The 26,744-nt window shown below is 53.7% G+C and carries 22 protein-coding genes; 7 read left to right on the top strand and 15 right to left on the bottom strand.

Annotated features, from left to right (window positions below; translation table 11 throughout):
* Window position 1 precedes the first annotated feature (1 nt).
* The 14 genes from HG66A1_RS31745 to HG66A1_RS31680 all read right to left on the bottom strand — a co-directional run bounded on the left by HG66A1_RS31745 (window position 2) and on the right by HG66A1_RS31680 (window position 15,932).
* A complete protein-coding gene (locus HG66A1_RS31745) occupies window positions 2-1,510 on the bottom strand; it encodes a GGDEF domain-containing protein (RefSeq protein WP_145193613.1) in 1,509 nt (502 codons plus the stop codon).
* Between the two features lie 33 nt (window positions 1,511-1,543).
* Window positions 1,544-1,933: a response regulator gene (locus tag HG66A1_RS31740; protein ID WP_145193611.1), complete on the bottom strand. Its 390-nt coding sequence runs from the start codon at window positions 1,931-1,933 to the stop codon at window positions 1,544-1,546.
* Window positions 1,934-1,997: 64 nt separating this feature from the next.
* Complete coding sequence (locus HG66A1_RS31735; protein WP_145193609.1) at window positions 1,998-3,464, bottom strand: sensor histidine kinase; 1,467 nt, start codon at window positions 3,462-3,464, stop codon at window positions 1,998-2,000.
* Window positions 3,465-3,679: 215 nt separating this feature from the next.
* On the bottom strand, window positions 3,680-4,741 hold the full coding sequence (locus HG66A1_RS31730) for a tetratricopeptide repeat protein (protein ID WP_145193607.1): 1,062 nt from the start codon (window positions 4,739-4,741) through the stop codon (window positions 3,680-3,682).
* Between the two features lie 2 nt (window positions 4,742-4,743).
* Window positions 4,744-7,158 (bottom strand): hypothetical protein, encoded by a 2,415-nt coding sequence (locus HG66A1_RS31725; RefSeq protein WP_145193605.1) that lies wholly within the window; start codon window positions 7,156-7,158, stop codon window positions 4,744-4,746.
* Between the two features lie 65 nt (window positions 7,159-7,223).
* Window positions 7,224-7,823, bottom strand: coding sequence for a hypothetical protein (locus HG66A1_RS31720; protein ID WP_145193603.1), 600 nt, complete (start codon window positions 7,821-7,823; stop codon window positions 7,224-7,226).
* Between the two features lie 183 nt (window positions 7,824-8,006).
* Window positions 8,007-8,615, bottom strand: a complete 609-nt coding sequence (locus tag HG66A1_RS31715; RefSeq protein ID WP_145193601.1) for a type 4a pilus biogenesis protein PilO — start codon at window positions 8,613-8,615, stop codon at window positions 8,007-8,009.
* A complete protein-coding gene (locus tag HG66A1_RS31710; protein WP_145193599.1) occupies window positions 8,608-9,342 on the bottom strand; it encodes a PilN domain-containing protein in 735 nt (244 codons plus the stop codon). Before HG66A1_RS31710 ends, HG66A1_RS31715 begins: the two co-directional genes overlap by 8 nt.
* A gap of 102 nt (window positions 9,343-9,444) precedes the next feature.
* A complete protein-coding gene (gene pilM / locus HG66A1_RS31705; protein ID WP_145193597.1) occupies window positions 9,445-10,518 on the bottom strand; it encodes a pilus assembly protein PilM in 1,074 nt (357 codons plus the stop codon).
* 39 nt (window positions 10,519-10,557) lie between these two features.
* A complete protein-coding gene (locus HG66A1_RS31700) occupies window positions 10,558-11,151 on the bottom strand; it encodes a Tfp pilus assembly protein FimT/FimU (RefSeq protein ID WP_197996911.1) in 594 nt (197 codons plus the stop codon).
* Between the two features lie 65 nt (window positions 11,152-11,216).
* Window positions 11,217-13,184, bottom strand: a complete 1,968-nt coding sequence (locus HG66A1_RS31695) for a hypothetical protein (RefSeq protein WP_145193592.1) — start codon at window positions 13,182-13,184, stop codon at window positions 11,217-11,219.
* Complete coding sequence (locus HG66A1_RS31690) at window positions 13,168-14,052, bottom strand: prepilin-type N-terminal cleavage/methylation domain-containing protein (protein ID WP_261344708.1); 885 nt, start codon at window positions 14,050-14,052, stop codon at window positions 13,168-13,170. Before HG66A1_RS31690 ends, HG66A1_RS31695 begins: the two co-directional genes overlap by 17 nt.
* Before the next feature lie 10 nt (window positions 14,053-14,062).
* Window positions 14,063-14,659 carry a hypothetical protein gene (locus HG66A1_RS31685; protein WP_145193588.1) on the bottom strand — a complete coding sequence of 199 codons (597 nt, stop codon included), beginning with the start codon at window positions 14,657-14,659 and terminating at the stop codon, window positions 14,063-14,065.
* A 445-nt stretch (window positions 14,660-15,104) separates the two neighbouring features.
* Window positions 15,105-15,932 (bottom strand): HEAT repeat domain-containing protein, encoded by an 828-nt coding sequence (locus HG66A1_RS31680; RefSeq protein WP_145193586.1) that lies wholly within the window; start codon window positions 15,930-15,932, stop codon window positions 15,105-15,107.
* A gap of 217 nt (window positions 15,933-16,149) precedes the next feature.
* Here HG66A1_RS31680 and HG66A1_RS31675 point away from each other — a divergent pair, with 217 nt between their 5' ends.
* From HG66A1_RS31675 to HG66A1_RS31645, 7 genes are all read left to right on the top strand, one after another.
* Window positions 16,150-17,373 carry a protein-L-isoaspartate(D-aspartate) O-methyltransferase gene (locus HG66A1_RS31675; protein WP_145193584.1) on the top strand — a complete coding sequence of 408 codons (1,224 nt, stop codon included), beginning with the start codon at window positions 16,150-16,152 and terminating at the stop codon, window positions 17,371-17,373.
* Window positions 17,374-17,665: 292 nt separating this feature from the next.
* Entirely contained in the window at window positions 17,666-18,736 is a 1,071-nt protein-coding gene (locus HG66A1_RS31670; protein ID WP_145193582.1) for a YgfZ/GcvT domain-containing protein, read from the top strand.
* Window positions 18,737-18,823: 87 nt separating this feature from the next.
* Window positions 18,824-20,164: a hypothetical protein gene (locus HG66A1_RS31665; protein WP_145193581.1), complete on the top strand. Its 1,341-nt coding sequence runs from the start codon at window positions 18,824-18,826 to the stop codon at window positions 20,162-20,164.
* A 154-nt stretch (window positions 20,165-20,318) separates the two neighbouring features.
* Complete coding sequence (locus HG66A1_RS31660; RefSeq protein ID WP_145193579.1) at window positions 20,319-21,551, top strand: LL-diaminopimelate aminotransferase; 1,233 nt, start codon at window positions 20,319-20,321, stop codon at window positions 21,549-21,551.
* Between the two features lie 259 nt (window positions 21,552-21,810).
* Entirely contained in the window at window positions 21,811-22,512 is a 702-nt protein-coding gene (locus HG66A1_RS31655; protein ID WP_145193577.1) for an FKBP-type peptidyl-prolyl cis-trans isomerase, read from the top strand.
* A gap of 274 nt (window positions 22,513-22,786) precedes the next feature.
* A complete protein-coding gene (locus HG66A1_RS31650; RefSeq protein WP_145193575.1) occupies window positions 22,787-23,866 on the top strand; it encodes a hypothetical protein in 1,080 nt (359 codons plus the stop codon).
* Window positions 23,867-24,033: 167 nt separating this feature from the next.
* Window positions 24,034-25,074, top strand: a complete 1,041-nt coding sequence (locus tag HG66A1_RS31645; protein ID WP_145193573.1) for a ThiF family adenylyltransferase — start codon at window positions 24,034-24,036, stop codon at window positions 25,072-25,074.
* 12 nt (window positions 25,075-25,086) lie between these two features.
* On the opposite strand, the gene HG66A1_RS31640 is transcribed toward HG66A1_RS31645, so the two are convergent.
* A complete protein-coding gene (locus tag HG66A1_RS31640) occupies window positions 25,087-26,631 on the bottom strand; it encodes an alpha/beta hydrolase-fold protein (protein WP_145193572.1) in 1,545 nt (514 codons plus the stop codon).
* Between the last annotated feature and the right edge of the window lie 113 nt (window positions 26,632-26,744).

The following is a 26,744-nucleotide window of genomic DNA, read 5'->3' as shown; positions in this document are numbered from 1 at the left end:
CTTATGTACCCGGTTTCCTGGTGGCGTTCGTATCCAGGCCGACCACCTGATTTCGTCCGCCTTCCTTCGCCTTGTAGAGATATTCATCAGCCACCCGCACCAGATCTTTCGTATTCGTTGCGGGGTGACGGAATTCTGTAACACCAAAGCTGGCTGTGACTTGTAGTTGCTGCCCTTCAAACAGAATCGGGCAGTTTTCCAGGGTCTCACGTAAATCTTCCGCGATCTGACGTGCCTGGGAATATTCGTGATCCAGCAGGACGCCGATGAACTCTTCACCGCCGTAGCGTGCCAGCACGGCATTATCAGGCATCACGGTTTTCCAGATGCGGGCGACCTCTTTCAGTACGAAGTCACCAGCCTGGTGCCCGTAAGTATCGTTGAAAGATTTGAAGTGATCGATGTCGCTCATGATGATGCTGAGGCTCGTGGACTGCGCTTCTGCGCCCTTCACCAGTTCATGCAGTTTTTCCTGGAAGGTCGCATGGTTATACAATCCGGTCAGTCCATCGCGGCTGGCCATCTCTTCAATGCGTTTGAACAACTGTGAATTCTTGATGCCCAACGCGTAGATATTGGAAAGAATGTAAATCAGGCGACCAATGGTGGGAGAATCCACGTCGATCTTATCGATGATCAACAGCCCGATCAGTTCCGAACCCACGGTCAGCGGTGCAATCGCATCCGGCATCTGTGGATCGTCTTCGATGATCCGCTTGAGGCGGTAATCCTGGTCGGCGTCGTTCCGCATTACGATCTGACGATGTTCGATCACCCAGGCGGCTACGCCATGATTGGCTGCAGGCCGGTAGTCCAGTCGGTCGCGGGCTCGCGCGGGCAGTGCATTTTTCAGAGCTCGTGATTTTGAATCCCACAGATAAACCTGGCATGATTCACATTGCAGCGAAGCTTTGGCTGTGCTGATCACGGTCGGAATCAAAGATTCATTGGATTGATTGGTAGAGATCCGACGACCGATGTCCTGCAGCGTCAGCAGGAGCAGTGGATAATTCACGCCACTCTCGACACTCGTATTCTCTTTCTGCTCGCTGACCGGTTTCTCATTGATTTGTGTAATTCCCGATTTCGAAGCATCGGCAGCGGCCTGTTTCTGAGTCTGGTACAGCTGACGGACCAGTTCGTCATTCTGGTCGTGCATCTGAGACAGTTTGTGACGCAGTTTGCCCATGTAGAGATCGATCAGCAGTACCAGTCCGACAAGCACGCTAGCGCACATAATGCTCGCTGGGTAGGTACTTCTGACTTCTTCCAGGTCCGGGCGAAAGAAAATTTCGGCGAAGCAGGAACTGATGGAGAGCACTGTAATGGTCCAGTAACAGACCCGTGGTGAAGAGACCGCCGCCAGAACTGTTGGGGGTGCCAGCAGGAGCAAGGGAGCCACCCCCAGGGGCCAGTGCATGTAGGCACCCAGGAAGACCGCCAGCGGACACAGGCAGACTACCAGCAGGGAGTAAGACCAGAACTGGATGGCAGTATAATAATTTCGCATGAGATAAAGTTTCAATAAACTGAATTTGAGCGACTATCCAAGTGTGTCCGGTGCCGTTTGCAGACACTCCTGGACCTGTGTTAACAATTTCTTGGGGCTGAAGGGTTTCACCATGACATTAGTGATTTTCAGATTCTGCATATATTCATCATGATCGAATTCGAAACCTTTCCCTGTCAGTAACGTAAGCGGGATCGAGCGGGTTGCTTCAAATTCGCGAATTTTTTCGCAGAGTTCCAGACCATTCATGCGGGGCATCTGCAAATCGGTAATAATCATCTCAGGCGCACGTTCCTGAACCTGTTCCCAACAGGCGTAGCCATCCGGAAAGCAGACGACTTCCAGGCCCGCTTTTTTAAGTTTCATACTGACCGCACGCACGATGTGCGAATCGTCGTCACAAACATAAACCAGATGACTCATTGCAGTATTCCTTGGTTCTTTCCATCTGTCGAACCGCGACAGGGCGGGTCACGAACGCATTCTGTTATACGGTTACCGGCGATGCCAGTTGTTTTTTCTTCTTCTGTTCTTTATGTCCCAGCGGAATGGTGACCGTGAAACAGGTTCCTTTATTGACGACCGACTGCACCGAAATGGATCCATTATGGACGTTGGTCACAATGAAGTGGACCAGGGCCAGACCCAGTCCCGTACCGGCCGCAGAGCGGTTGTTTTCGGGTACCCGATAGAACCGGTCAAAAATGTGAGGCAGCGAATTTTCTGGAATTCCCATCCCGGTATCCCGAACTTCGATGACTGCCGTATTGTCTTCCATTCTGCTCCGCAGGCGGACTTCGTGTCCATGCGGCGTGTATTTTACTGCATTTGACAGCAGGTTGATGATTGCCTGGCCCAGCATATCTTTATCGACGTGCACGGGCAGATAGAGATCGCTCAGTTCAGAGGTAAACGTAATGTCTTTTTCACCGGCATTGGGCGAAATGACATCAGCTGCCGATTTGAGAATGTCATTCAGCTCACAGTCGTGCCGCTTGATTTCTACGACACCACTTTCAATGCGGGCCAGATTCAGCATGCTGTTGACCAGTCGAGTCAGACGGTCAATCTGTTCGTTGATAAAGCCATAGAGTTCTTCAGCTTCCTCTTCTTCGCAGTCACCGTCCAGCAGCATCTCGATATAAGCCTTGATCCCGGCCATCGGTGTTTTCAACTCGTGAGCGACGGACGACACAAACTCGGCATGCCGTTCCTTCTCATTAGTTTCTTCGCCGATGTTTTCTACCACGATCACGGTTCCCAGCAGCGCCTGATTTTCATCGAACAGGTTCGTGGCGATGGCGCGGAAATGAGACTGGAAGTCGAGTCCCGTTAACTGGAACTCGCTGCGGCGGCTTAACGTGGCATCTTTGCGTTCAATTGTTTTGGTGAGCAGGCTGGCGATCTCGGGAATCACCACATCGCTGCTGAGTGCTTTATTGAGTGCGAGGCCGGATTCACTGGTGTTCTGCGTGCGGTCCGCTTCGGGAATCACGAACGTCGATGCGGCCTGATTCGAAAACTCCAGCGTGTGTTGTGCGTCGAAGACGAGTACCCCGGTCTCCAGGTGATCCAGCACCGATTCCATCAGAGCCTCTTTCTTCGAGAGGGCATTCAGACGGGCTTTTAACATCGTCTTAACCTGTGTGGTCGATACGAGTTCGGTATCGGATTCTTCAATTTTCTGAATCGCTTCCGCGAACAGGTTTCCGAAGAAGTTCTTCTGTTTCAGTTCCGGACGCAGTAATTCGGGATTCCGCAGACACGCGCTGATCTGATCGCGGTCTTTCTGCAGGGATTTCACCAGCCAGGCCCAACCGACGAGTGAAGCCACCAGCGAGGCGGCCAGCGCCAGCATGGGAGAAGCTAACTGGCTGGTTACCAGGAGGTTATCTGCACAACTCATGAAGAGCAGCAGTACCACCAGAACCCAGTATTTGCCATAACTTTTCATTGCCGAACACCTTCTCAGCAGAGTGACGATACTGCTGAAAATGAAATACCCTGTTTCGAATCCAGATTGGAGTACTACAGAGCGCACTCCACCAATTAAGAAGTGATCTTAAATCACCACTCTAAATCTAGGTTACGAAATCGGGGTTGTCCAATTTCGGGAGCGAGTTTGCGCTGGGCAAATGAATCTTGCGCAAAAATACGCAGTTCAGGTGATTACCTTACCGCAGTCTGTTGCGCAGGGAGCAGGGCCGCGACCTCTAACAGCGTAGGATCAGCGGGCCATTTTTTACGGGCTGTAGCGATGATGGCTTTCGCGTCAGTTGTCTGACCCCGGTTGATTGCGCATAACCCGCGTAATACCTCTACGTGGAGTAACTGGTGCTGGTGGGCAGCAGAAATTTCATCGAACAGTTGTTGCGCCTTTTCCAGATCTCCCAGCCGCAGCGCCGTGTCGCCAAACGCGATTTTTTCTGAAAGTGACAGCAGTTCCCGGTCTGCTTCCTGGCAGATGGAGAACTGTTCAAAAGCTTCCTGGTACTTGCCGGCGTGATACAGACAGCGAGCACGGTGCTTTCGCCAGACATGGTTTTCGGGAAGATGATTGATCACCATCGCATAATATATGCTGGCTTCGGACCACTGCTGATTGACCTCACAGACGCGACCCAGGGCAATGGGCAGTCGTTTGCTGCCCGGCGTCTTATGCAGGGCCCGTAACAGAACTTCATGAGCCTCATCAGTGCGGCTGGTCTGCTCCAGAAAAGCCGCCAGTTTCAACGAGTAGTTTTCTTCATGCGGTTTCAACGCGATAGCACGCTTCAGGCAGGCGATCCCTTCCTGTGTCTGGCCGGCCTGAAAAAACAGGGTTCCGATGGCACTCTGTTTGGCGGCGTCTTGAGGGCTCGCAGCACGTATTGCCCGGAGCGACTGCAGAAACTGTTTCCGATCGCCCATGTCGTAGGAGAGCTGAGCCTCGATTTCAAACGTCCCGATATGCCCGGGATCTATTTCCCGCGCCGAGGCGAGCAGCGACCGGGCCTGCTGCAGTTCTCCCTGGGAGTAATGCTGTAATGCCTGATCTACGAGTTGATTCGCCCGTTCATTGAAAGGAGATGTTCGTTCGGTCCGTGAGGCAGTTTCTGAGGTCTGTGGTGTGGTTTCCCCTTGCAGCGCCTCACCTGACATCTGCGTCAGTGTGGAAATCGGCACCGCCTGACAGCCGCAACAGATCAGCCAGACCAACGCACAGGCGATGCAACTGAGATTCCGCAGCATGCTCAGGGCACCTCCTCCACGACTGGAGCCGGCATCTGGGGACCAGACAGTGGAGGCAATCCGATCATCTGGCGATTACGGTTGATCAGTGCATCTTCGATGTACTTCTTCAACTGAATTGCTTCGGTGTTGTTCTTATCCAGGCGGACGGCAACCTTGATGTGCTCTTTGGCTTTAGGCAGGTTTCCAATCCGCAGGTATTTCTTGGCCAGCTTGATATGCATCTGGACAATTCGTACCTGGTTGATCGGCAGGAAGCTTTTCTTGAAGTTATCAATCCGTTCTACACCCTCGTATCGCTCGGCCTGACCTTCAGCATTGGCCTCTTCAGGATGTACGATCCGCGGTGTGATCAGCACGATCAGCTCGGAACGGGTCGTAATTTCCCGCTGCTGGCGAAACGCATTGCCGATCACGGGAATCGCACCTAAGAATGGAACCTGGTTTTTGGTATCGGAGACGCGTTCTTCAATCAGTCCCCCGATGACAACCGTATTCCCGTCGCGGACCATGACGTTCGTAGTGACTTCGGTGGTCTTCAGGTCGGGCAAATTCGTCGAGGAGTTAATGGTCGCCGAACTGCGTTCCGGATGAATTTCCATTCGAATCTGGCCATCGGGAGTAATAAAGGGCCGCAGGTTAAGCACGATACCGGAATCCAGAAAGTTCACGTTCTGAATCGAGGTATTGCCGTTCTGGGTGACCGTGGAGTAACTGATGCGATCACCAATGATCAGTTCCGCTTTCTGTTTGTTCAATGCTCGCAGCTGGGGAGAGGCGATCAGGTTGGTTTCCGTGATGTCTTCCAGTGCTTCGATAAAACCGCTGATGTCGCCGTGCAGGAACCCGTATTTGAGTCCTGCCAGGTCAGCCACAAACTGGCCGGTTGGCGGGACGATCGACGAACTGCCCGACCCCGGAAAACCGCTGGCAGCGTTCAATGTCTGACCGTTACCATCGACGAGCAGGCTCTTGTTATTCCCACTGAGCATGGCGAAGTTCACACCAAACCGCATGTCATCATTCAGAGTGACGTTCAGAATCATCGCTTCAATCACCACCTGTAGCGGAGGCACGTCCATTTTCTCCAGCAGACGATCTACCTCTTCCAGGATTTCAGGGTAATCGCGAACCAGAATGGAATCATTCTGAGCAAACGAGTCACCGCCGGCACTTGTTTCATCGGGAGAAATTCCGACTTCACTGGGTGTGGTCAGCGAGACAATCCCCACGTTTTCCGTCAGGATCGGCGTGATCAGCTGCTGTAATTCTTTGGCACTGATGTAAAACGGAGTATAGAGCTTGGTGACGACTTTCCGGCTCGACTTCTTCTTCTGTTCCAGCTCAGCCTGGGTCATCACGTAGATGAATTCCCCTTCTTTTTCTGAAGTCAACTCGCGCGAACGCAGGATGGCATCCAGGGCCTGCAACGGCGTGACATTCTTGAGGTTCGCTGTGATTGTCCCCGAAACGCTCTGCCCGGCCAGGATATTCATGCCCGAGAGTTCCCCCAGCATGTCCAGAACCTGCATGATTTCCGCATCCTGGATCTGCAGGGAGAAAGTTTCCCCGGCTCCCTTATCAGGGCTGACTTTCAGAACCGGCTCTTTTTTCGCTTTGGAATCGGCAGGGGCGCTGGTCTCGCTGGCAGCGGGAGCCTGCGGTGCTGTGGCCTGTGGTGCAGGCGTTTTCGGCTGTGCAGCTGCGTCGGCTTTGTCCTGCATCCCGTCCAGTTTACGTTCGAGATCACGCAATTGATTCATCTGCTGCATCTGTTGCAGGAGCTTGGTCGCCTGTTCCAGACGATCCGTATTCTGAGCCAGTTCCATTTTGGACTGCTGCTGCACTTCCAACTGCAGATTGGTCAGCCGATCGACCTGACGGGTCAGGCTGGCAAGCCGCATTTCCATTTTCTTCTCAGTGGGATCCACGCGCTCAGCTTGTACTTCCTCAGCCAGGTGAAACTGGATCGCGCGGGAACGCTTCGGTGTGGATGGAGTTTCGCTCGGCTGTTCCAGTGTGGGATCGACAAGCGTCCGCGTCTGTACGGTCCGAGATGCGTTCGCTGCTGTCTTGACTTCGGGTGTGACATACTGTGGCACTGGTGTCGCCTGCACGGTACGGGCCACGGTTTTAATTTCAGGCTGCCGCTCAGGTTGTGCTGTCACAACGACTTGCTGCGCAGGCGCAGGCTGAGGGGCCGGCGTAGAAGCAGCTGTATTATCTGAAACCTCAAGCAGAGGCTCTCTATTCGTGGGAGCCTGTTGCTGCGGTGCCGCACTGCGCGCAGTCCGCGCATGGTGAGGTGAGATAAACAGGGACTCTGGTGTTTTGACGTCGGTCATGGCTGCGATTAACAGCAGCGAAAGACCTGTCAGCATTGCCCAGAAAGCCGGAATAAAATATTGTCGTTTCATGTTTCGACCATCATCCGTGATCGTTCGAATCAGTTGAGAATCAGCCTGTGATGCGAACCGTCTGATTATTCAAATTTAATAAATGCGGAAGGATCGTTTTGAATTTTTAATTCAAATGTCTGATCACCCTGCCGCAAAATCACACTCCGGTCTGCGACCCGTTCCAGAACATAGGTCACATTGTCATACTGGAATGGTTTACCTTCGTAATACAGTTTTTTGTTGATCATCGCCGCCTTGCGAAATTTACCGATGATCGTAGTTGTCAATACGATCTCGTCGGGCAGTGCCTTGATTTCCGGTTCCTGTTTCTCCACCTGAACCTGCTTGGGTTCTGTTTCGGGCGGCTCTTCGGCAAACAGAATGGGGGGCGAGAACTGGTCCCGATTCACTTCAAAAGGATTGCGTTGAATCGCTCCCATCTGCACCGACTGTACCAGCGGATCAGTGTGCATCAGCGAATCGAACTGTTCCCAGGAGTGAAGTGTGGTTTCTTTGGGATCGAGCTGGGTGAAACTCATCTCTGTCTCGACCGGAGGACGTTGTGGAATCGGTGCCGGACTCACTTTCGCAGGCGTTAATTCTGGGGCTGATGTGCCCCGCATGGCGCGATAGAGAGGTGGAATCCAGAAGTACAGACCGACCAGCAGTAACAGCCCTAACATCAGGGTTTTCTGCCAGCTGACCTTCAAATCGTGTACTAATTGTTGGCTGAACGATTTCACGTGTAGTTCACCACATCTGGAATAGATGACTGCAAGAAGGGAAACGGATCTAATTTCGGTTCATAAGCGAGAACGCCTGTTTTCGAAGTTCACCTCAGGGATAGCTTGAAGGGGAGTGTCTCTTTATCTTTTATCGGTCGTAAGAAAGGACTGGCTGACCCTATTTTCCTTAAAATCGGAAAAATCACTCTCTGTATCGCGTAATACGTAAACTGACAGTTCGATGGTCCCTTTGACAAACTTCTTGTTTTCGCTATTTTGACTAGTGAGCATGAGATTTGAGACGGTAAACAGCCGACTATCGGTATCCAGTCCATTCAGAAACTGGATCAGCCCCTTGTAAGGTCCACTTATATTGACGGTGAAAGGCTGCCTCAGATAAGTTGCATAAGGCACAGGCTCACCAGGGTTTAGAGAAGAAACCGTCAGCGAGGAACTATTTGCCAGCTGTGCCACCCGCTGCAGAACCCGGTGCGTATCTTTATCCGTGGGGATATGTTTTTTCATGCGATTGATGAATGCCTCGCGCTGCTGCAATTCCTTCTGCAGTAGTTCCAGCTGTTCAACCTTGGTGGGAATCGCGCGGATCTCTTCCTGGATGGAGGCGATCTGCTTGTTAAGCTGCTGCTTGCTCTTGAGCCCCGGCAGGTAAATCACAAAGGTAAACAAGGCGACCACTACCGCCAGGCTGATGATGGTGATCAGGCTGTCGCGTCGTAATTTTTCATTCATGGCCAAAACCTCCTGTCAAAGACTGATCCAGGCCGGCGGTCAACCGGTGATCAAGGGGGGGAGCAAACATACCTGGTGCTTTCACCACGATACGAAGCCGGAACTGCCGCATCGGTTCTCCTTCGAACATCGTCTCATTGGATTGAATCAGATCAATGGCTTTAAACACGCCCAGTCGATCCAGGTTTGACATATAATCGGAGATCGAAAGATGATCGGGGGCAATCCCCTGCACCAGCAGCACCAGTTGTTCGTCCGTCCGGTGCTGTTTCAGCTTCTCGAGATCCAGCTTTTCAGGAACCACGTTCTCTGGTGCTTTTTTCTGTTTGACATTCGTCGGCTTTTCTTTACCCGCCACTTTTTCAAACAGGAATTGAAACTCGTTTAACGAGACATATTCGGGCAGAGAGTGGCTGGTGATCGCCAGGAGTTGCGCCGGTGATTCATCCAGCAGCAACCCGGCCAGCAGATCGGCCCGCACGTCGGCAAGCTCAATCTGCTGTGTCAGCCGTGCAGGGTCCTGCAATTGCTCATGCATCTGCTGGATGTGCTTTTCCAGCGTTTCCTTTTTCGACTGCAGTTCGTGCTGGATCTCCCGCTGTCGCACGGTGCTCAAGGTGACCAGTGTGAGGAAGATGACGACAATCGAACGACGCCAGATCCGGTTCCGGTGTCGTCGTCGCACTTCGCGATAACTGGCAGGTAAAAAATCAATTTCAGGTATCATGATCTCGCCCTTAACGGGTTGCTGACAAATCCGGCTCTCGGATTCGCTGGTAGCTATCTTGTTGGAATATGGTTTGTCTCAGAGGTATCTCTGAGACATGTGTTATTTGTCGGAACTTTCTTTCATGGCCAGGCCCATGGCGGTACTCCATCTGCCAGGTCGTTCCAGAATCGAAGTGGATGTCGGCCAGCTCTTCAGACGCTCGAACGGGTTGCCCATCCGGCAGTCCGTATTCAGTCGCTCGGAAAGAAAGTCGATCAGCCACGGACTCGATTCGTTACCCGTCACCACCAGTTGGTCCAGTTTCTTTCCGCGGAAAGTCACTTTGTAATATCGCAGGCAGTTCTCCACTTCTGTGCTGATCGATTCCAGCAGTGAGCGGATCGAATCAATCACCGATCGGTGCAGCTCATCACTGGCATCCAGCGTCGGAGAATTAGTCACGATCTTTCGCAGGCGAATTGCCTCGGTCAGCGGCAGATCCAGATTGTCAGCCACGGCCCGGTCCAGGTGATTACTCCCCTGCATAATGTATTTCAGAAACAGTACGTTCTGCTGATCGGCAAAAATCACGGTGGTGGCGGCGTCACCAAAATTCAGATAACAGCTCACCGAGTTCAGTTGCAGCTCGCGTTTTTCATCATGAAAACAACGCAGCGTGGCCGATGGCTCAACATCAATCGCCTCTGCAGTCAGTCCCGCCTGTTCCAGCAGATTCAAATGCCGCTCCAGTATTCCGTTGTGACAGGCCAGCAGGATCACTTCCTGCTTGGTGTTTGATTCCTGTCGTACCTGTCCTGCAGGCAGATGACGGATTTCCGCTTCCGCAACCGGGTAAGGCAGACGTTCTTCCGCCTCCCAGGCGACCACTTTCGCGATTTCTTCGGTCGGCAGTTGAGGCAGTCTCACGTTTTGAATGAACAGTTCCTGGGAACCCAGACAGCTGATCACACGGCGGCCTTTGAAATGGTGGTCAACCAGAATCCGCCGTAGTTCAGCGGCGATCTTTGTGTCGCGTTCATCGGCAGTGAGTCGGTCATCCAGATCGAACTGCTCCTGGGCGATGGCATGCACGACCCGATTCTGTTTCGGGCCGGTCAACTGCACCAGCGTGGCCGAACTGGGGCCCAGCTGCAAACCGATGGGCGTATATTGTGAACGAGGTAAGGAAATCATGTTGATTGATTCTGTCTATTATCAGGTATTTCTCTAGTTTCAGTTGGTCTGTATTTCGTCTGCCCACGCCTGGCCTGTAATCCAGGAGACCGTAATCGGGATGGAAAAGGTGGTCCCGTTGCGAGTCGTGGAGATGACAATCATGGTATCTTCGCTGCGTCCCGGCCCGGTGCCTCCCATAGGTCCGAAGGCCAGGTCCCGCACGTCGGTGTCAGAAGTCTTCAGATAGATCTGGCTGATGACGACCCGATCGGGCAGGTTCAAAGTATCTTTCTGTACGGATTGGATGTATTTCGTTTTGTCTGCGGATGACCCCGCCAGGCTGTTCTCAGGCACAGGTGCGGTACCTGCCCCGCTGTGTACGATTTCGTATGTCTGCGTATTGAGATCGAATTCCACCGTGTATTCGGTGTTGAACTGAATCGCATGATTTCGGGCCAGCCGCAGGTCAGCCACCAGCATCCGCGCGGTGGTCTCCAGGGAGTGTGATGTACTCGAGTCAATGGAAAGCAGCGAGACCGAAGCCAGGATCGAAATCAGTACGACCACAATCAACACTTCAACCAGCGTGAACCCCGAACGTCCACATTGATTCTGCACCGTGCGCAGGTCCCGCGGTCGGGTGCACTGCATGCTGCAGGCCCCTCTGCTGTGTTCCCAGGTTGGTTGGTGTCGGCTGTTAATCATGGTTCTGTCGTTTAGTTTGTTTCGTTCCACTCAATCAATGACCAGCGATATCCGGCGAGTTCCGGGTTGGCGTCGCCACCGTCGTAGGGTTGAAACAGCGGAGGCTCCCAGCGGTATTCCCGTTCGACGAGGTTTTGGATCTGCAGCGTTGGTTCAAGGCTGATTCCGTAGGTCTGGTAGTAACTGTCCCAGCCGGCAAAGTTGCCCGGGTACTCCAGCCATTCACTGAAGCCGATGTCGCTCATTCCCAGAATACTTCTCAGATAATTCGTATAATTCCAGTTGCTTTTCCGGTCGTTCCAGAGAGAGCTGTACAGCACCCATTCGTTGATCCGGTTGAAATCAAAAGTTTCTGCACAGACCGGACCACGAATTTGAATCAGGTTGCGTTTGTGTCGTTCAATGCGATAAGAGGTGGGGGTGGACTGTTCGATTTCTCCCCGAACCGTCAACTGCTGCTGACCGTGGTCAAAAGCAACGATGGGATACCAGCTGCCCGTTGTGCCCGTGTTCCCCGTACCCGTCGTTTCCAGCCAGATCGCATAGTCGCCATTCGATGTCAGGCTGCTGAGAATTTTGTATTCCTGTAACTGAATCGTGCTGTAAGGTTGGCCTTGGGGAACCGCTGTCGCCGTACCACTCAGACTGATATTGAGTGCGGAAGGATAGCTGAGCGAGCAGCCGCCCCCTTTCACATTCCCCTGACAGACGATGGCACCTTCGACGGTGGTCTGCGTCTCACGTTCGAACTCAATGTTGCTGGCGACCATGCTGGGTAACTGGGGCCAGAGTTGAGAATCCGTCACGATGGCGTCTCCACTATCGTCTTTCCAGTTGAAGGCGGTCAGGTGGATCTGTTTGCCATAAAAATAGATTTTCCCCGTACAGACCAGCGTTCCCTGAATGGTCACGCTGTCATACACGCTTAGATTTCCCGAGCGATAATAGATGCCCAGGGGGTTGTCGGCCGTCGGTTTCAAAGTCCGGTTATACAGAGTCGAACCCAACCGTTCAGCCTGATATAGAGGACCCCCTTCATACAGTCGATAAGAGGAGAAAGCGGCATAGTCGGTGCTGGGAATGGTCAATCGCTCACCTGTCGTGGACCAGCTCACTTTCAGGTCAGACAGATCATCGCGGACCGCGTAATTCGGGTAGTTATAAAAAGTGACGTTCCCCGCAATCGGGTGGGGCGCGGAGATCCGGGCATCCGACAGGCTGGTCGCACCCTCGGGAAACGCAACAAACCGGTTCCCCACATCTTCCAGATAAGTATCTCGAACCGAAGAACTCCAGGCCGGATCGTTGAACATGTTGTATTGGTCGTAGATCCAGATGTTCCCGTCGAAGCGAGTAGCCGGATCGAAGTTGAGTGATGTGTAACCCTGCTCTGCGAACAGCACATAGTCTGTGACACGATCGAAGTCGCCGTCATTGTTGATCTGGTCAGAAGCCACCGCAGAGTCGCCCGGCAGAATCGTCCGTCCCTGAATTCGCGGTACCAGCCGAACCCGGGCAGTGATCTCGTGTTCTGATTTCATGTTGGAATCGGCGGCTGACGTCCAGGTTCCCCGCGAAGAGACGTTGAGTTCGAGTACCGAACTCAGCGAATTACCAACGGCGGCGAAAGAAACAGCATAACGGCAATCGCCATCCGCGTCCGCTTGAAATGGTCGCTCGTATTGATCACTGACGCCTTGCCAGTCAAGTGAATTCAGTCGGTTAAGAGCATCTGAAATGCCGGCCCGTGCTGCATTCCGTGCCAGGTCGCGACGTGATCCATTAGCGGAGATTTGAGTCTGTACGCTTTGTGTCTGAATGAATGAGTATGTTAAGACCAGCGACATGCTCAAGGCGAACATCACCAGGATCAGCGAAACTCCAGATCGCGGCGCGCACTTTGAGCGGTCATGGCAGTGCTGATGCACCGAGCCATGTTGTCGCAGGCAGGCCTTCAGGAGTTTATGGTGTGTACGCATACAACCTCGAACTGGATCCAAAAAACGGTAATGCGGTTTCCGAGTTGATGTCGGTTAACGTGTTCTGTTCTGCGGTCTCAAACTGGATTTCATAATTCACGGTCACCTGACGCAGTCCGCTGGTTGCACTCACGGTGCCCTGCGGCCAGGGAAGATTCATCCAGTCACTCGTGCCGGGAGTCGTGGCCTGCAGACTCGCATCATCGGGAGTACGGGTAATCGTGAAGATCAGATTCGACGCCGTTGGTCCCCACGGGCTTCCCGAGAGCAGGTACTGACTGTTCTTCAGCCGCTTGCTCAGTAACGCCTTTTCTGCCTGGCTGGATTGGATCGCTGTGCGAATCGTGTTGTCGAAAGCAGAACTGTTAAAGTCGATCTCCGCCGAAGAATCGGGCAACGCGATTTCGACAAACTGATGCGCGTCTGCGGGATCCGAAGTGTAAATCAAAATTTCGTTCATCCGGGGCAGCCGGTTTAAGGTTCCATTCTGGCTGATCCCCCCGTTCCGTCCACCGGACCACACCACCAGAATGTCCGGGACATCAATGTAATTCCAGGCGCGGGTCACGACTGCCAGCCCCACTTCGGGAGCCTGTCCATTTACCTGGTAAATACCAGCCTGCGAGATCATCATCCGCATCCGATCGAAGGACGCGTTGATTTCGGCCTGCGAATCTTCTATTCCCTGCGTGTGTCTCCAGGCGGATTGAGTGGCGGTGACGATTCCCGCAAGTGCCATGACCAGAATTGCCGAGATCGACATGGCCATCAGCAGTTCCACCAGAGTAAAGCCCCTCGCGCGAAGAGCTGTGCCTGCGCAGCAGCGAACGCAGTCCGAATGGCAGTCACTCGCACGGTGTGTTTTCATCTCGCGTTGATCAGGGTGATAGTGGTACATAGCTGAAAATACGTGTGGTTTCCTTAATGGTCTGTCGAGGAGCACCGGCCTGCATCGCCAGTTTGATGGTGACGGTTACGCGCCGATAATCGGTGTCACTCGTTGTTACTTCCCATTCCGAGCTGCTGTTCAGGCGAATTTTTTCCACGGTGACTTCTCGCGTGAGTCGCTGCAGAAAGTCGTGATCTGGCTGGAGCAGTGTGGGACGGGCAATCGGGTAGGTGCTCAGTACGGTCAGAGGCTCGTTGCCCAATGCATAACCGGTCTTATTCTCAGGGGGCGTGGATGACCATTTGTGATAGTCATCCAGATCATTGAATTGACTGCGGTTTCCGGTCGCGGTGGGACGGGAATCACTGGAGGTCGGGAATCGAACGGCTGACATCTCTTCCAGCAGTTGATCTGCCAGGCCTGCGCCGATGTTGGAGTTCAGAGCCGAATAACTGGCTCCCAGAGAAGCACCGATGGCTGAGAACAGAGCAGTACCGGCAATCACTGTGATGGTCACAGAGACTAACGATTCCACAAGTGTGATTCCGGTGCGGCGAGATCGCTGCAACCTGTTTCTGGTTGCCATGACCTTTTTCCATAACAGTCCGCCTGAGGGTGCCGATCGAATTTGCCGTTCGTTGTTTCACAGAGCAGCAAAAGCGACCTGGATATCCAGCACCATCCAGACAGATGGTTTAAGATAAAAAGCGCGGCAAGGTCCCCTCAAAGCTCCCAGCTTTCCTTGCCGCGCTGTAGATCCTCGCTTCGGTGAAGAAGCGGAGGAAAATGATGTTCGCATGTTGGCGAGAGGATTGTTGCCCTCTCTGCCAGTAAAAGTAGGTCAGCTTTCCCGGGAGTCAAACAGAATTAAGAAAGATCTCTGAAAATCGTCAGCGTCGGGGCAGTTTCCGGAGAGATCCCCGCTTTGCGAGATGCTACAACTGCGGGAACCGCTACAACCGGCGCGCGAGACAGACCGGGAGCGTTGTCGAAAGCTTAATAGTCAGCAGAAAGACTGGCTGCCGTCGCGCTTATTTCTGTGCCTGTTCGATCTGATCTTTAGAAGCCACTGCTGCTTCACGGAGATCGTCGCTGGTATTCTGATTATCGATCAGCGATTGAAGTTCGGTCAGCGAGGCTTTGGCCGGCTGCCCCATCTGGCCCAGAACTTTAATGGCCGCCAGTTGGACGTCGCTGTTCTCATCATTCAAAGCCGCCTGGATGGCCTCTACCTGCGCGGTGGAATGTTCTTCCAGATTTCCCAGCGAATAGACGGCCGTCAGTCGCGTATTGGGATCACTGTGCCGGGTCAGCTCGATCAGCACCGGAATTGCCTTGTCGCGGTGTTTAGGAAAATGCGTCAGGGTTGAGGCGGCATTGACCTGCGTGAAAGGGGATTCATCCGACAGAACTTCCACCAGAGCGGGGGCCGCTGCTTCCGCGTCGGGTCCCAGGCTCGCCAGATACATACTGGCCAGTTCGCGTGCACCCGGATCGGTGTGGGTAAGCCCTTCCTTTAGTGTGGGAACGGCCGTCTTACCGAAGGCGACCAGTTTTTTGTCGGCGGCCTGCCATTCATCGGGATCGGGTTCGGTACGGATCGCGAGCAGCTTTTCGAAAGCCTCTTTGACTTCAGCCTGAGGATCGACGGGTTCACTGACACTGACGGTCTTCGACTCTGCTGCAGCCGATTCTGGCGCAGTTTCAGCGGTGCTTTCCGATTCCTCGCTGACAGCCGCTTTCGCTGTCTCTGCTTTCGAGGAAGCATCACCACTACTACAGCCCTGCAATCCAGGCAGGCACCACAGACATCCAATACTCAGTACAACGAAAAACGGTCGCATGTTCCGGGAGTCCATTCACTTAAGAATCCTGAAAAGTTTATCACACTGCCGGATGATAGCGGATTCTGTTGATTGTGTGGATAGAAATCAGAAAATCATAAACCAATCTGTCCAATACCGCTTTGAAATCAAAAATCGCCATTAACGTGAAATACCCCAAACTGCTATAATTTCATCACTATCATACAAATAAACACCATTTAAACCTCTCCGCTGACCAGAGGAAGATTTCATGCAGCGATTGAATAAAAATGTGCTCAGTCTGCTTTTCCTGACCGCTCTGCTGGGGCTCTGCCAGCCCGCGTTTTCGCAAAACAACGAATATTTCCGCAACCAGCGTAACGAGATGGTCACGCGTTACATTGAGGGCGAAGGCATCAAAAACCAGCGCGTGCTCTCTTCCATGCGGCAGGTACCCCGCCACGAGTTTGTCAGTTCGAACCTCAAACATCTGGCCTACCAGGATCTGGCACTTCCCATCGGCTACAAACAGACGATTTCCCCCCCTTATATCGTCGCCTACATGACCGAAACCATCGATCCTCAGCCGACCGACAAGGTGCTCGAAATCGGTACCGGCAGCGGATTTCAGGCAGCCGTCCTCTCCGGACTGGTCAAGGATGTCTACACGATTGAAATCGTCGAGGGCCTCGGTAAGAAGGCCGCGGTCCGACTGAAACAGCTCGGTTACGACAACGTACACACCCGGATTGGCGATGGTTATCTCGGCTGGCCGGAAGAGGCACCCTTCGACAAGATCATCGTGACCTGCTCGCCGGAAAAAGTTCCCCAGCCGCTGATCGATCAGCTTAAAGAGGGGGGCACACTGCTGATTCCCCTCGGTGAACGGTATCAGCAGGTGTTTCATCTGTTCCAGAAAGAAAAGGGACAGCTCAAACACAAACGCCTGATTCCCACCCTGTTCGTCCCCATGACGGGACGCTCGGAAGACAATCGGGAAGTCAAGCCAGATCCCCTGCATCCGGAAATCGTTAACGGCACGTTTGAAGTTGATGCCAACCAGGATCAGAAAGTCGATAACTGGCACTATCAGCGCCGCGTCTCACGCATGACGGATGAGGCACCCGAAGGCAAATCCTATCTGCAGTTTGAAAATGACGTCCGCGATCAGCTCTCACAGATTCTGCAGGGGATGGCGATCGACGGCTCCAAAATCAAGAGTCTCGAAATCAGCATGCAGGTCGGCTATCTGAATACGGCACAGGGAACCAAGGCTTATCAGAAGCCCGGACTGATCATTCACTTTTATGATAAGATCCGTCGCAATATCGGGCAGGCCTACCTCGGACCCTGGATTGGCAGCCGCGACTGGCACCAGGTGAAAAAGACCATCAACGTGCCACCCCAGGCCCGCGAAGCCGTGATTCAATTAGGTTTGAACGGAGGCACGGGAATACTGAAGGTCGACGATCTCAAAATTGAAAAGATCGATTGAAGCCGTCTGCACATTTCTGATTTCACCTTTTTTCCGCATCGGTCAAGATCCGCGCACATTAGCCGAGCTGCGTTGATTCGCCATCGTTCCGTTTAAAAACGGGCTGCACACCTTGGAAAACAGCGTCTGAGAATTAAAATGGAAACAGGCGGGCATTTAATTAGAGAACCCGCCTCAACCAATCAACGACGTTCAACATAGACAATCCGAGTGTCAAGCAGCGCCGTCTTCCAAACGACAGAGATCAACAGGGAGAACAGCGCGTCACTCTCCATCACGATGGGATAATCAGATGCCCTTAAATCATTTTCAGCTCGTTCAGGAAGCAGCAGGTGCTCATTTTCCCGATAAGGACCACGCGTATCCTTACCCGGCACACTACGGAGATCCCCAACAGGAGTACCAGGCAGGACATGACTCGGCGGTGCTCTTTGATTTAAGTGATCGCGAGCAGGTCGAACTCAAGGGGTCCGACCGTCAGAAGTTTCTGCACAATTTCTGTACCAATGATATCAAGAGCCTCCCCGTAGACCAGGGTTGTGAAGCCTTTGTTACCAACGTACAGAGTCGCATCCTGGGGTACATCACGGTGTTTAACCAGGGGGATTCACTCTGGCTGGATCTCGCGCCCGGTCAAAGTGCGGCTCTCACCGAGCACCTGGACCGTTACATTATTATGGAAGACGTCGAACAAATCGTCCGTTCACCGGAATTCGGCTGCCTCTATCTCACCGGTCCAGAGGCAGGTCACATCCTGAGTAAACTCGACATCGCAGCACTCGCAGTGAATCAGCAGCAGCGGGTGACCGACAGTGAAGCCGAGCTCACCGTCCGCCGCGTCGACTGGTTCGGTCAGCCCGGATATCTCTGTTGTCTGCTCCACGAAAAAATCGTCGCGTTCTGGCAGCAGCTGATTGAAGCCGGGGCAAAGCCCGCCGGTCAGGAAGCATTCGAGGCGCTGCGAATTGAAAGTTGCTTTCCTCTCTCCGGTATCGATCTGACCGATGAAAACCTGGCACAGGAAGCGGGGCGTAGCAGCCAGGCCATCTCCTTCAAGAAAGGCTGCTACCTGGGACAGGAACCGATTGCCCGCATCGACGCACTGGGGCACGTCAACCAGGAACTGAGAATCATTGCCCTTGAGGGCGACGAGTTACCCGCTCCCGGAACTCCGGTTATGGCGACAGTGAAAGACAATCAGAAAGAAGTTGGCAAGATTACTTCTGCCGCGAAATCTTACGGCAAGTATCCCGTCGTGGCTCTGGCGATTGTTCGTAAAGAAGCTTATGAGCCGGGAACCAAAGTGGAAGTCGTCGTGGCAGAACAGGCTGTGGAAGGTACGGTGCTCTGCTCGATGGAATAGCCGTTCATTCTCTCTGATTGCCCTGTTCCCGGCGCGGTATATTCACCGACAGTCGCTATAATGAGTCAAAAAACGGTGAATTCATCCATGTCTCGTGAGACGCTCCAGCTTCGATTACTCAAAACCAATCTGGCATTCTTCGCACTACTGCTGCTGGGGACGACCTGGCAGCTCTGGACACCACAGACGCGGTTTCCCCAGATTCCACTGTTCGAGTGGGTTTCCGCGCTCCCCGCAGGCATCGACTGGTTGACGCTGACGATCATGCTGACCACCGCGGGGTGTCTGCTGCTGTTTTCTGTAGTGCCCCTCTGTCTGCGCAAGCCGGCTCCAGAGCCCGGCGTGAACTGGCAACGGATTTGTGGCCTGTTATTTCTCGTCGCGTATGTGGTTTCAGTGGTCTTCGATCAGCATCGCCTGCAACCCTGGACCTACCAGTTTGCACTGGGCCTGTTACTGCTGACGTCGCTCACTCCGGCTCGGGCGATTCGGTTGCTGCGATTGTTCGTGATCAGCATCTACGTCTATTCGGCACTCTCCAAATGCGACGCCAGTTTTGTACAGACGCTGGGTCGTCAGCTCGCTGAAGGGCTCTTTTCGTCTATCGGAATCTCGACGGCCTTCTGGTCTCCGAAAACGCTGGGCTGGATTGCCGCGACGTTTCCGATGGGAGAACTGCTGGTCGCCGCCGGTCTGTTTTTCCGTCGTACCCGAAAGCCGGCGCTCGTCGCAGCCATCGGGATGCACGTCTGTCTGATGCTGGCAATCGGTCCCTGGGGCTTGAATCATTACCAGGGTGTGTTGATCTGGAACGTTTATTTCATCATCCAGGATCTGCTGCTGTTTATGCGGAACCCGACCCTGGACCGTCCCCGCGCCGTCAAAGACGATGCACAACTCGAGGCAGAGAGGCTGGCCCCCGCGCGCGTGCCAGGCATCGAACGTGTTCCCCTGCTGCTGGTCTGGCTCGCCATCCTGGCGCCTCTGTTTGAACCGACCGGCTACTTTGATCACTGGCCCGCCTGGGGACTGTACGCCAGTCGTCACGACCGTGTGGTTCTGATGATTGATGAAGAGGCCCGTGCGGAACTCCCGGCTTCCCTCCAACCGTTTGTCGACCCGCCCCAGCCTTTGAGCACCTGGTGCCGGGTTCGGGTAGAACGCTGGTCGCTGGCAGAACTCGGTGCGCCTCTCTATCCGCAGGCCCGCTTTCAGTTGGGGGTCGCGATTGGAGTGGGACGCATGCTGGAATCGCAGTCACCCGCAGCGGAGGTAACGCCACGCATTCGGATTCTGTTCGAAGGCGCAGCAGACCGCTGGACGGGCAAACGTAAAGTCAGTGAATACACAGGCTTAAAAGAGATCGACGCCCTGAGCGATCGTTTCTGGCTGAATACCCTGCCCCGCCCGGTCGCACAGGCGGACTGAGGGAACCTTTTGCAAGAAACAGGGTCTATCCAGAGTGCCTCGGTTGCAATTCGGGCAAATTCAAAATACAACGGCGTTTCCTTAATTTAAAACCAGCTTGCATCAAGCTTAACACCAGATTCACTTGGACCATTTGAACATTTGAGGCGTAAACATGGCTTTGATTAACGATCACTACCTGAAGCTCAAGGCGGGTTATCTCTTTCCGGAAATCGGACGTCGCGTCAATAAATTCTGCGAAGAAAACCCGGATGCAGCCGTGATCAAGCTGGGCATCGGCGATGTGACCGAACCCCTGCCCGCCGCCATTCGTGAAGCCATGCACAAAGCCATCGACGAAATGGGTGACCCCACAACATTCCACGGCTACGGTCCCGAGCAGGGTTACGGCTTCCTGCGGGAAGCGATTGCCAAAAATGATTTTCACTCTCGAGGCATCGATGTCGCTGCAGATGAAATTTTCGTCTCCGACGGTTCCAAGTGTGACACGGGGAACATCCTCGACATCTTCGGTGCCGACAATAAGGTCGCGGTGACGGACCCCGTGTATCCTGTCTATGTCGACACCAACGTGATGACCGGTCGCACCGGAGCCGCTGATGAGAGCGGACGCTATGCAGGTCTGACCTATCTGCCCGTGACGGCGGAAAACGACTTCGTGGCGGAACTGCCCGAATCTCCCGTCGATCTGATCTACCTCTGCTATCCCAACAATCCGACCGGAACCGTCGCCACCCGCGAAACGCTCAAGAAGTGGGTCGATTACGCGAAAGAAAACGGCTCGATCATTCTGTTCGATGCGGCCTATGAAGCATTCATTACCGATCCGGAAATTCCACACTCGATTTATGAAATCGAAGGCGCCCGGGATGTCGCGATCGAATTCCGCAGCTTCAGTAAGAACGCCGGCTTCACTGGAACCCGTTGTGCGTTCACCGTCGTCCCGAAGTCATTGAAAGGGAAAACATCGACCGGAGAAACTGCCGATATTCATCCACTCTGGAACCGCCGACATTGCACGAAATTCAACGGCGTTTCTTACATCATCCAGCGGGGTGCGGAAGCAGCTTACTCCGATGCTGGTAAAGAGCAGATCCAGGGACTGATTTCCTTCTATCTTGAGAATGCACGTTTGTTACGTGAAGGTCTGGAAGCGGTGGGCATCTCAGTCTATGGCGGCGTCAACGCCCCTTATGTCTGGCTCAAGACCCCCGGCGATTCAACCAGCTGGGACTTTTTCGATGAACTGCTCCAGAAAGCACACCTCGTCGGAACACCGGGCAGCGGCTTTGGTGCCTCAGGGGAAGGTTACTTCCGGTTAAGTGCTTTCAACAGCCGGGATAATATCAACGAAGCGGTGACCCGCTTCCAGAAAGTCGTGAGCTAGACTCCTGGGTTGATTTGAACGGAGAAGTACGGGAGAAACCCCTGTTTTTCAGGTCGAGGATGCTTTATTGTAGACACTTCCGGGGCGTCTCTCCTATAATTGAGAATCTGATTTCGTCCAAGTTCCTCTCTGCGAGAGGACACCATGCAATACACCCCTGCTAATTCCGGGCGCATTTCGCGTGTGTCCGGAATCTCGCCGACCCGTATGGTCTCTCCTGTAAATCTTCGTTTTCACTATTCACCGAAAGGTTTTACTCATGTCAAAATGGCATCTTACTGCCTGTCTCTGTATTGCGTTCTTCGGATGCGCGTCTCTGGCGCAAGCTCAAAATGAAAAATCCCAGCTGAAAGATCAGAAGCAGAAAGTCAGCTACGGTATTGGATACAATCTCGGTCAGAATCTCATGCGGGATAACCTGGATCTGGATCCCCAGGTTCTGGCAAAAGGCATCATGGATGCCATGACCAAGCAGAAACCACAGATGACCGAAGACGAAATTCGGGCTACCCTGCTCGCATTCCAGCAGCAGCTGCAGAAAGACGCTCAGACTAAAATGCAGAAAGAAGCCGAGGCAAACGTTGCCAAAGGCAAGAAATTCCTGGCAGACAACGCCAAAAAAGAAGGCGTCAAAACCACTAAGAGTGGTCTGCAGTATAAGGTCATCAAATCCGGTTCAGGGAAAACTCCTAAATTGACCGATGAAGTGACGACTCACTATCGGGGCACCCTGATCGACGGCACCGAGTTCGACAGCTCCTACAAACGGAAACAGCCAGCAACATTCCCCGTCAACCGGGTGATCGGTGGCTGGACCGAAGCACTGCAGCTGATGAAAGAAGGCGACAAATGGCAGCTCTTCATCCCCAGTGATCTGGCTTACGGCGAGCGGGGATCAGGACCTGATATCGGACCCAACGAAGTCCTCATCTTCGATATCGAACTGCTGAAAGTGAACTAAGCTGATTCGCCTGTTTCACAAACAGTGTGTCTGAAATATCAAACCGGCGTCTTTTCGAAGGCGTCGGTTTTTTTACGTCTGATCTGATGTCTGGCTGTAGCGATTTTTTGGATCCTGTGGATTCTGGACTGCCCAATTCCGCCGAACTGATGTTTTTTATACATATCCAGTTTCATAGATGTCGTTTTTTGTGAGCTAGAGTTCACGGTGACTGAAACCATTTGTCTCAATCTACCGCCAATCTACGCCAACAGAAAACAGGGCCAAATCAGATATGAACCCGCAACAGCATCAGTTACTCGAGGAGTCTCAAGCGACTCATTCACAGCCAACCTGCTCCGAATGTGGTACGCACGAACCCTGGGGACTCTCTTCCTGGTGTCCGAAATGTGGCTATTATCCCGCGTTAGGCAAATGTGTCGGCCAGCCGGATCTGCAGGCAGGCACCGAGCAAAAACCTCAGCCACAGACCATCTGGGAGTTGATTCCCGAATGGGCCTGGGTCCTGGGACTGGGAGTCATCGGTTCGATCGGACTGAGTATCGCAGGGCGGTTTCTCACCCAGAACCCGGCAGAACTCTGCTTGTGGACTTTGACCCAGGCGAGCGCAGGAGCGCTGATGTTCCTGATCGGTCAATTTATCGCCTATCTGTATGCGGTTTCCAAATCAGCGGAATTCGGGATCTTGAGTATCGTTCTGAACCCGTTCAAAATCTGGCGACCCACCATCAGCCGGTTCCCCGAAGGAGCCTGGAAACTCGACATGGCGGTCTGGGGACTGACACTGACCGTCGGGGCCTTTGCGATTGTAGGTGGATTTGAATTCGATTCCCTGTTTGACGACTGGGGAGTGCGTAAGACCGCCAACGTGAACCTCGTCTCTACCATCGTTGATCAGGCTAAGCAGCACGAGGGTGACGGGGCTGAAAACCTCGAAGATGCTCTAAATGACTTCGCTGGTGGAACCGAAGAAGCAGGCAAGGAAATGATTCCCGAAGAAGAGGGAACCACGGGACAACTGCCCGAGTTCGACTGTCTGCTGGTCGGTTACACGACCCTGCCTGACGGACGGATCGATACAGTCCTGCTGGCGTCCTCGTTTAATAAAAAACTGACCTATGCCGGTAAGCTCAACGCGACCGACATTCCAGCAGACGTTCTGGAAGAATGGCAGCAGAGACTGCCCAAACTGGAGCAGTTTGCACCGTTCGTCAAAGTCAAAACCAAGGGGCCAACCACCTGGATCAAACCGAAGATCACGGTTAATGTCGCCTCCAAGGGTTGGGCTGAAACCAACCAGCAGTTGATCAAACCACAGTTTGTGTCACTGCTGCAGGAGATCAGTGTCGACTAGGCACCGTGTTGAAAAATTGAAGTATGCAGAGACGAACCCCGCTGCGAAGGTAGCGGGGTTCGTTGTTTTACCACCCGAGGATTGCCGCCGCCCCTGTTTTCCCTGGCGGGGAATGCTAGAATAAGACTCAGGAAATACTTCATTCAGCATACGGGCAGTCAGCAAGCATGAAACCGGAATTGGAACGTTACAGTCGTCAGGTCCTCTTTTCTGAACTGGGCGAAGCGGGTCAGACGAACCTGATGCAGGGCCGCGTCTTACTCTGTGGATGTGGAGCGCTGGGAACCGTACTCGCGGAAACACTGGTTCGCGCAGGCGTGGGACAGATCAAAATTGTCGACCGCGATTTCGTCGAGATCAGCAACCTGCAGCGGCAGGTTCTGTTTGATGAGTCGGACGTCGCAGCCAAACTGCCCAAGGCAATCGCAGCTGCTGAAAAACTGAAGAAGATCAACAGTACCGTCAACATCGAGCCGATTGTCGCCGACATCGACCATACCAATATTCTGTCCCTCGCCAAAGACGTCGACCTGATCCTGGACGGCACCGATAACTTCGAAGTCCGGTATCTGATCAATGATGTCTCGCTCGAATTGGGCATCCCCTGGATCTACTGCGGTTGTATCGGCAGTACCGGTCAGACGATGACCATTCTACCCGGCAAAACCGCCTGCCTGCGTTGTCTGATCGATACCGCTCCCGAACCGGGCAGCACCGAAACCTGCGACACCGCGGGTATTCTGGGACCCACGGTCAATGTGATCGCCTCCCTGGAAGCCGTCGATGCGATCAAGCTGCTCGCCGGGAAAGAAGATCTCATCAAACCGGTACTCACCGTGGTCGATATCTGGGAAGGCTCGTATCGACAGATGAGCGTCGCGGACCTCAGAGAAAAATCGGGCTGCAAAGCCTGTCACCAGGGAGAACGCGTCTGGTTGAAAGGGGAACAGGGCTCACGCACCACGCGGCTCTGTGGTCGTAACGCGGTACAGGTCGCTCCCGCCGATAAAGGTAAGATTGTCTTTGAAGATCTGGCAGAAAAACTGAAGCACTCCGGTGAGGTCGACTTCAATCCTTATCTGCTGCGATTGAATCTGAAAAACCCCGACTACGAAATCAGCCTGTTCCGCGACGGACGCGCAATCATCAAAGGGACCGACGATCCCGCGGTCGCTAAAACGGTCTACGCCCGCTATATCGGCAGCTGACCGAAGCCCGGTTTACCGGGACTCTGTTTTCAGCGCGGATTCGATCTCTGCCCGATGCGCGAGAAACGCCTGCACCATCTCGCGGCGGATACGCATCACCAGTTCCCGGGTCATCAGCGTCGAGTGATCTTTACCAGGATGAATTTCTACGACCGACTGCGCGTCAAATTGCTGATTCAGTTTATCCAGCGAGTGTTTGAGCAGCACCGTGGCTCCCGTCAGGTAAAACGTATCTTCCTCACCCATGAAGACGTGGATTTTACCCGCCAGTTGCGGGCCCAGATTCTCCCAGTTCTCCTCGAGAATCAGGCGAATGTCATACGCTTTCCAGGTTTCGGCAACCCGGGGATCGATCTTCCCCGTCTCCCGGTCATACAGTTTCAGTGGCCTGCCGTCAGCGCCACGCGGGGAAAAGACAGCTTCAAAGCTTCTTAGCTGACCGCCGTAACCGAGCACCTGTTCCATTTTCGCGAATGGTTCAAACCAGAGGATCGGTTTCCCGCCACGACGCCCCAATGGCCGTGGTCGGCCATTCGCATCACGATAGACGTTGCTGTTCGTTTCGTAGATATTGATCAGCTGAAAGTCGCGAAAGTCGACCGGGTCGGGAGCGGTACTCCAGGTTCCGCCAAACTGATTGGGATAAGTAATCTGCAACCACAGCGAAGACCAGCCTCCCGAGGAATGACCGGTAAGGAATCGCGCCCGTGGATGGGGGATCGCCCGGAAAGACTTTTCCAGTGCCGGCAGGAACTCAGTCGTGAAGGCTTTCCCCACCGGGCCATTGGTGGCGGAATCGGCAAACACGTGATGGCCCCACTGGCACTGAGGGTTCAACTGCACCCGCAGAAACTCAACCCCCTGCTCATTCTGTTCGGCAATCGGTTCATTCCGGATTCCCCGCAGATGGTCGCCGCCAAACCCGGGAATGGAATAGATGACGGGATATTTCCGCTGCGGCTGGCTGTAATAACTTTGTGGCAGTAAGACCGAGGCTTCCAGAAATGTCTCGCGGCCATGAAACCTGGAAAGCAGTTCAGAACGCACCCGGATCTGTTTACTCCAGCGGGTTTCGGGAAACGGTTTCGCGGGTACCAGTGAATCAATAGTTAACAACGGCGGCTGAGTCGAGACCACGGAGGGCACACGGAGAACCTGGCTATAGCCGTTGCCCGGGCCGGTGCCGATCTTCGGTTCCCCTGCATTGAAACGTGCGACAGCCTGCACCTGATAACCGTTCAGATTCATGTCCGCATACGGGTCTGGATAAGAGAGCAGACCGGGAGTCTTGGCAGAAAATTCGAGCCGCTCGCCCGGCTTCCAGTTGGTAACATCCCGCGCCACGAAGGACTCCGGATTAAACCACGAAGGACCCAGCCGGGGCTCACGACCGGAGCGGGTGAAGAACAGATAGACGCGCCCCGTAAACGGCTGTGGATGGACGGCCTCCGTAAACTGGACCTCAAACCGCTGCTGAGCTGCCTCTGCCGGCAAGGCCTGAAACAGCGTAAAGAGAAGGGACAACATCAGCAAGCGAAGTCGAAATGCGGGAATCATGATGAATCTGACCTGAGCCTGTTTCAAAGTGGACCGTGCGCGAATAAAATCTCCCTACATCATAACCGGCTGGACCCCGCTGAAAAGCCGCTTTCCCGAAAGATCAAAGTCCC

The organism is Gimesia chilikensis, from assembly GCF_007744075.1.
Lineage (GTDB): Bacteria > Planctomycetota > Planctomycetia > Planctomycetales > Planctomycetaceae > Gimesia > Gimesia chilikensis_A.
The sequence above is the reverse complement of the archived record's forward strand: the minus strand, read 5'-3'. Positions and strand labels throughout refer to the sequence as shown.

Excerpts from the sequence above, each read along its gene's own strand:
- pilM (WP_145193597.1), bottom strand. The coding sequence starts at position 10,518 with ATGATTTCCTTACCTCGTTCACAATATACGCCCATCGGTTTGCAGCTG.
- HG66A1_RS31730 (WP_145193607.1), bottom strand. The coding sequence starts at position 4,741 with ATGCTGCGGAATCTCAGTTGCATCGCCTGTGCGTTGGTCTGGCTGATC.
- HG66A1_RS31725 (WP_145193605.1), bottom strand. The coding sequence starts at position 7,158 with ATGAAACGACAATATTTTATTCCGGCTTTCTGGGCAATGCTGACAGGT.
- HG66A1_RS31715 (WP_145193601.1), bottom strand. The coding sequence starts at position 8,615 with ATGAATGAAAAATTACGACGCGACAGCCTGATCACCATCATCAGCCTG.
- HG66A1_RS31700 (WP_197996911.1), bottom strand. The coding sequence starts at position 11,151 with ATGCAGTGCACCCGACCGCGGGACCTGCGCACGGTGCAGAATCAATGT.
- HG66A1_RS31690 (WP_261344708.1), bottom strand. The coding sequence starts at position 14,052 with ATGAAAACACACCGTGCGAGTGACTGCCATTCGGACTGCGTTCGCTGC.
- HG66A1_RS31685 (WP_145193588.1), bottom strand. The coding sequence starts at position 14,659 with ATGGCAACCAGAAACAGGTTGCAGCGATCTCGCCGCACCGGAATCACA.
- HG66A1_RS31695 (WP_145193592.1), bottom strand. The coding sequence starts at position 13,184 with ATGCGTACACACCATAAACTCCTGAAGGCCTGCCTGCGACAACATGGC.
- HG66A1_RS31645 (WP_145193573.1), top strand. The coding sequence starts at position 24,034 with ATGAAACCGGAATTGGAACGTTACAGTCGTCAGGTCCTCTTTTCTGAA.
- HG66A1_RS31650 (WP_145193575.1), top strand. The coding sequence starts at position 22,787 with ATGAACCCGCAACAGCATCAGTTACTCGAGGAGTCTCAAGCGACTCAT.
- HG66A1_RS31665 (WP_145193581.1), top strand. The coding sequence starts at position 18,824 with ATGTCTCGTGAGACGCTCCAGCTTCGATTACTCAAAACCAATCTGGCA.
- HG66A1_RS31735 (WP_145193609.1), bottom strand. The coding sequence starts at position 3,464 with ATGAAAAGTTATGGCAAATACTGGGTTCTGGTGGTACTGCTGCTCTTC.
- HG66A1_RS31710 (WP_145193599.1), bottom strand. The coding sequence starts at position 9,342 with ATGATACCTGAAATTGATTTTTTACCTGCCAGTTATCGCGAAGTGCGA.
- HG66A1_RS31720 (WP_145193603.1), bottom strand. The coding sequence starts at position 7,823 with ATGTTAGGGCTGTTACTGCTGGTCGGTCTGTACTTCTGGATTCCACCT.
- HG66A1_RS31670 (WP_145193582.1), top strand. The coding sequence starts at position 17,666 with ATGCCCTTAAATCATTTTCAGCTCGTTCAGGAAGCAGCAGGTGCTCAT.
- HG66A1_RS31660 (WP_145193579.1), top strand. The coding sequence starts at position 20,319 with ATGGCTTTGATTAACGATCACTACCTGAAGCTCAAGGCGGGTTATCTC.
- HG66A1_RS31740 (WP_145193611.1), bottom strand. The coding sequence starts at position 1,933 with ATGAGTCATCTGGTTTATGTTTGTGACGACGATTCGCACATCGTGCGT.
- HG66A1_RS31640 (WP_145193572.1), bottom strand. The coding sequence starts at position 26,631 with ATGATTCCCGCATTTCGACTTCGCTTGCTGATGTTGTCCCTTCTCTTT.
- HG66A1_RS31675 (WP_145193584.1), top strand. The coding sequence starts at position 16,150 with ATGCAGCGATTGAATAAAAATGTGCTCAGTCTGCTTTTCCTGACCGCT.
- HG66A1_RS31680 (WP_145193586.1), bottom strand. The coding sequence starts at position 15,932 with ATGGACTCCCGGAACATGCGACCGTTTTTCGTTGTACTGAGTATTGGA.
- HG66A1_RS31745 (WP_145193613.1), bottom strand. The coding sequence starts at position 1,510 with ATGCGAAATTATTATACTGCCATCCAGTTCTGGTCTTACTCCCTGCTG.
- HG66A1_RS31655 (WP_145193577.1), top strand. The coding sequence starts at position 21,811 with ATGTCAAAATGGCATCTTACTGCCTGTCTCTGTATTGCGTTCTTCGGA.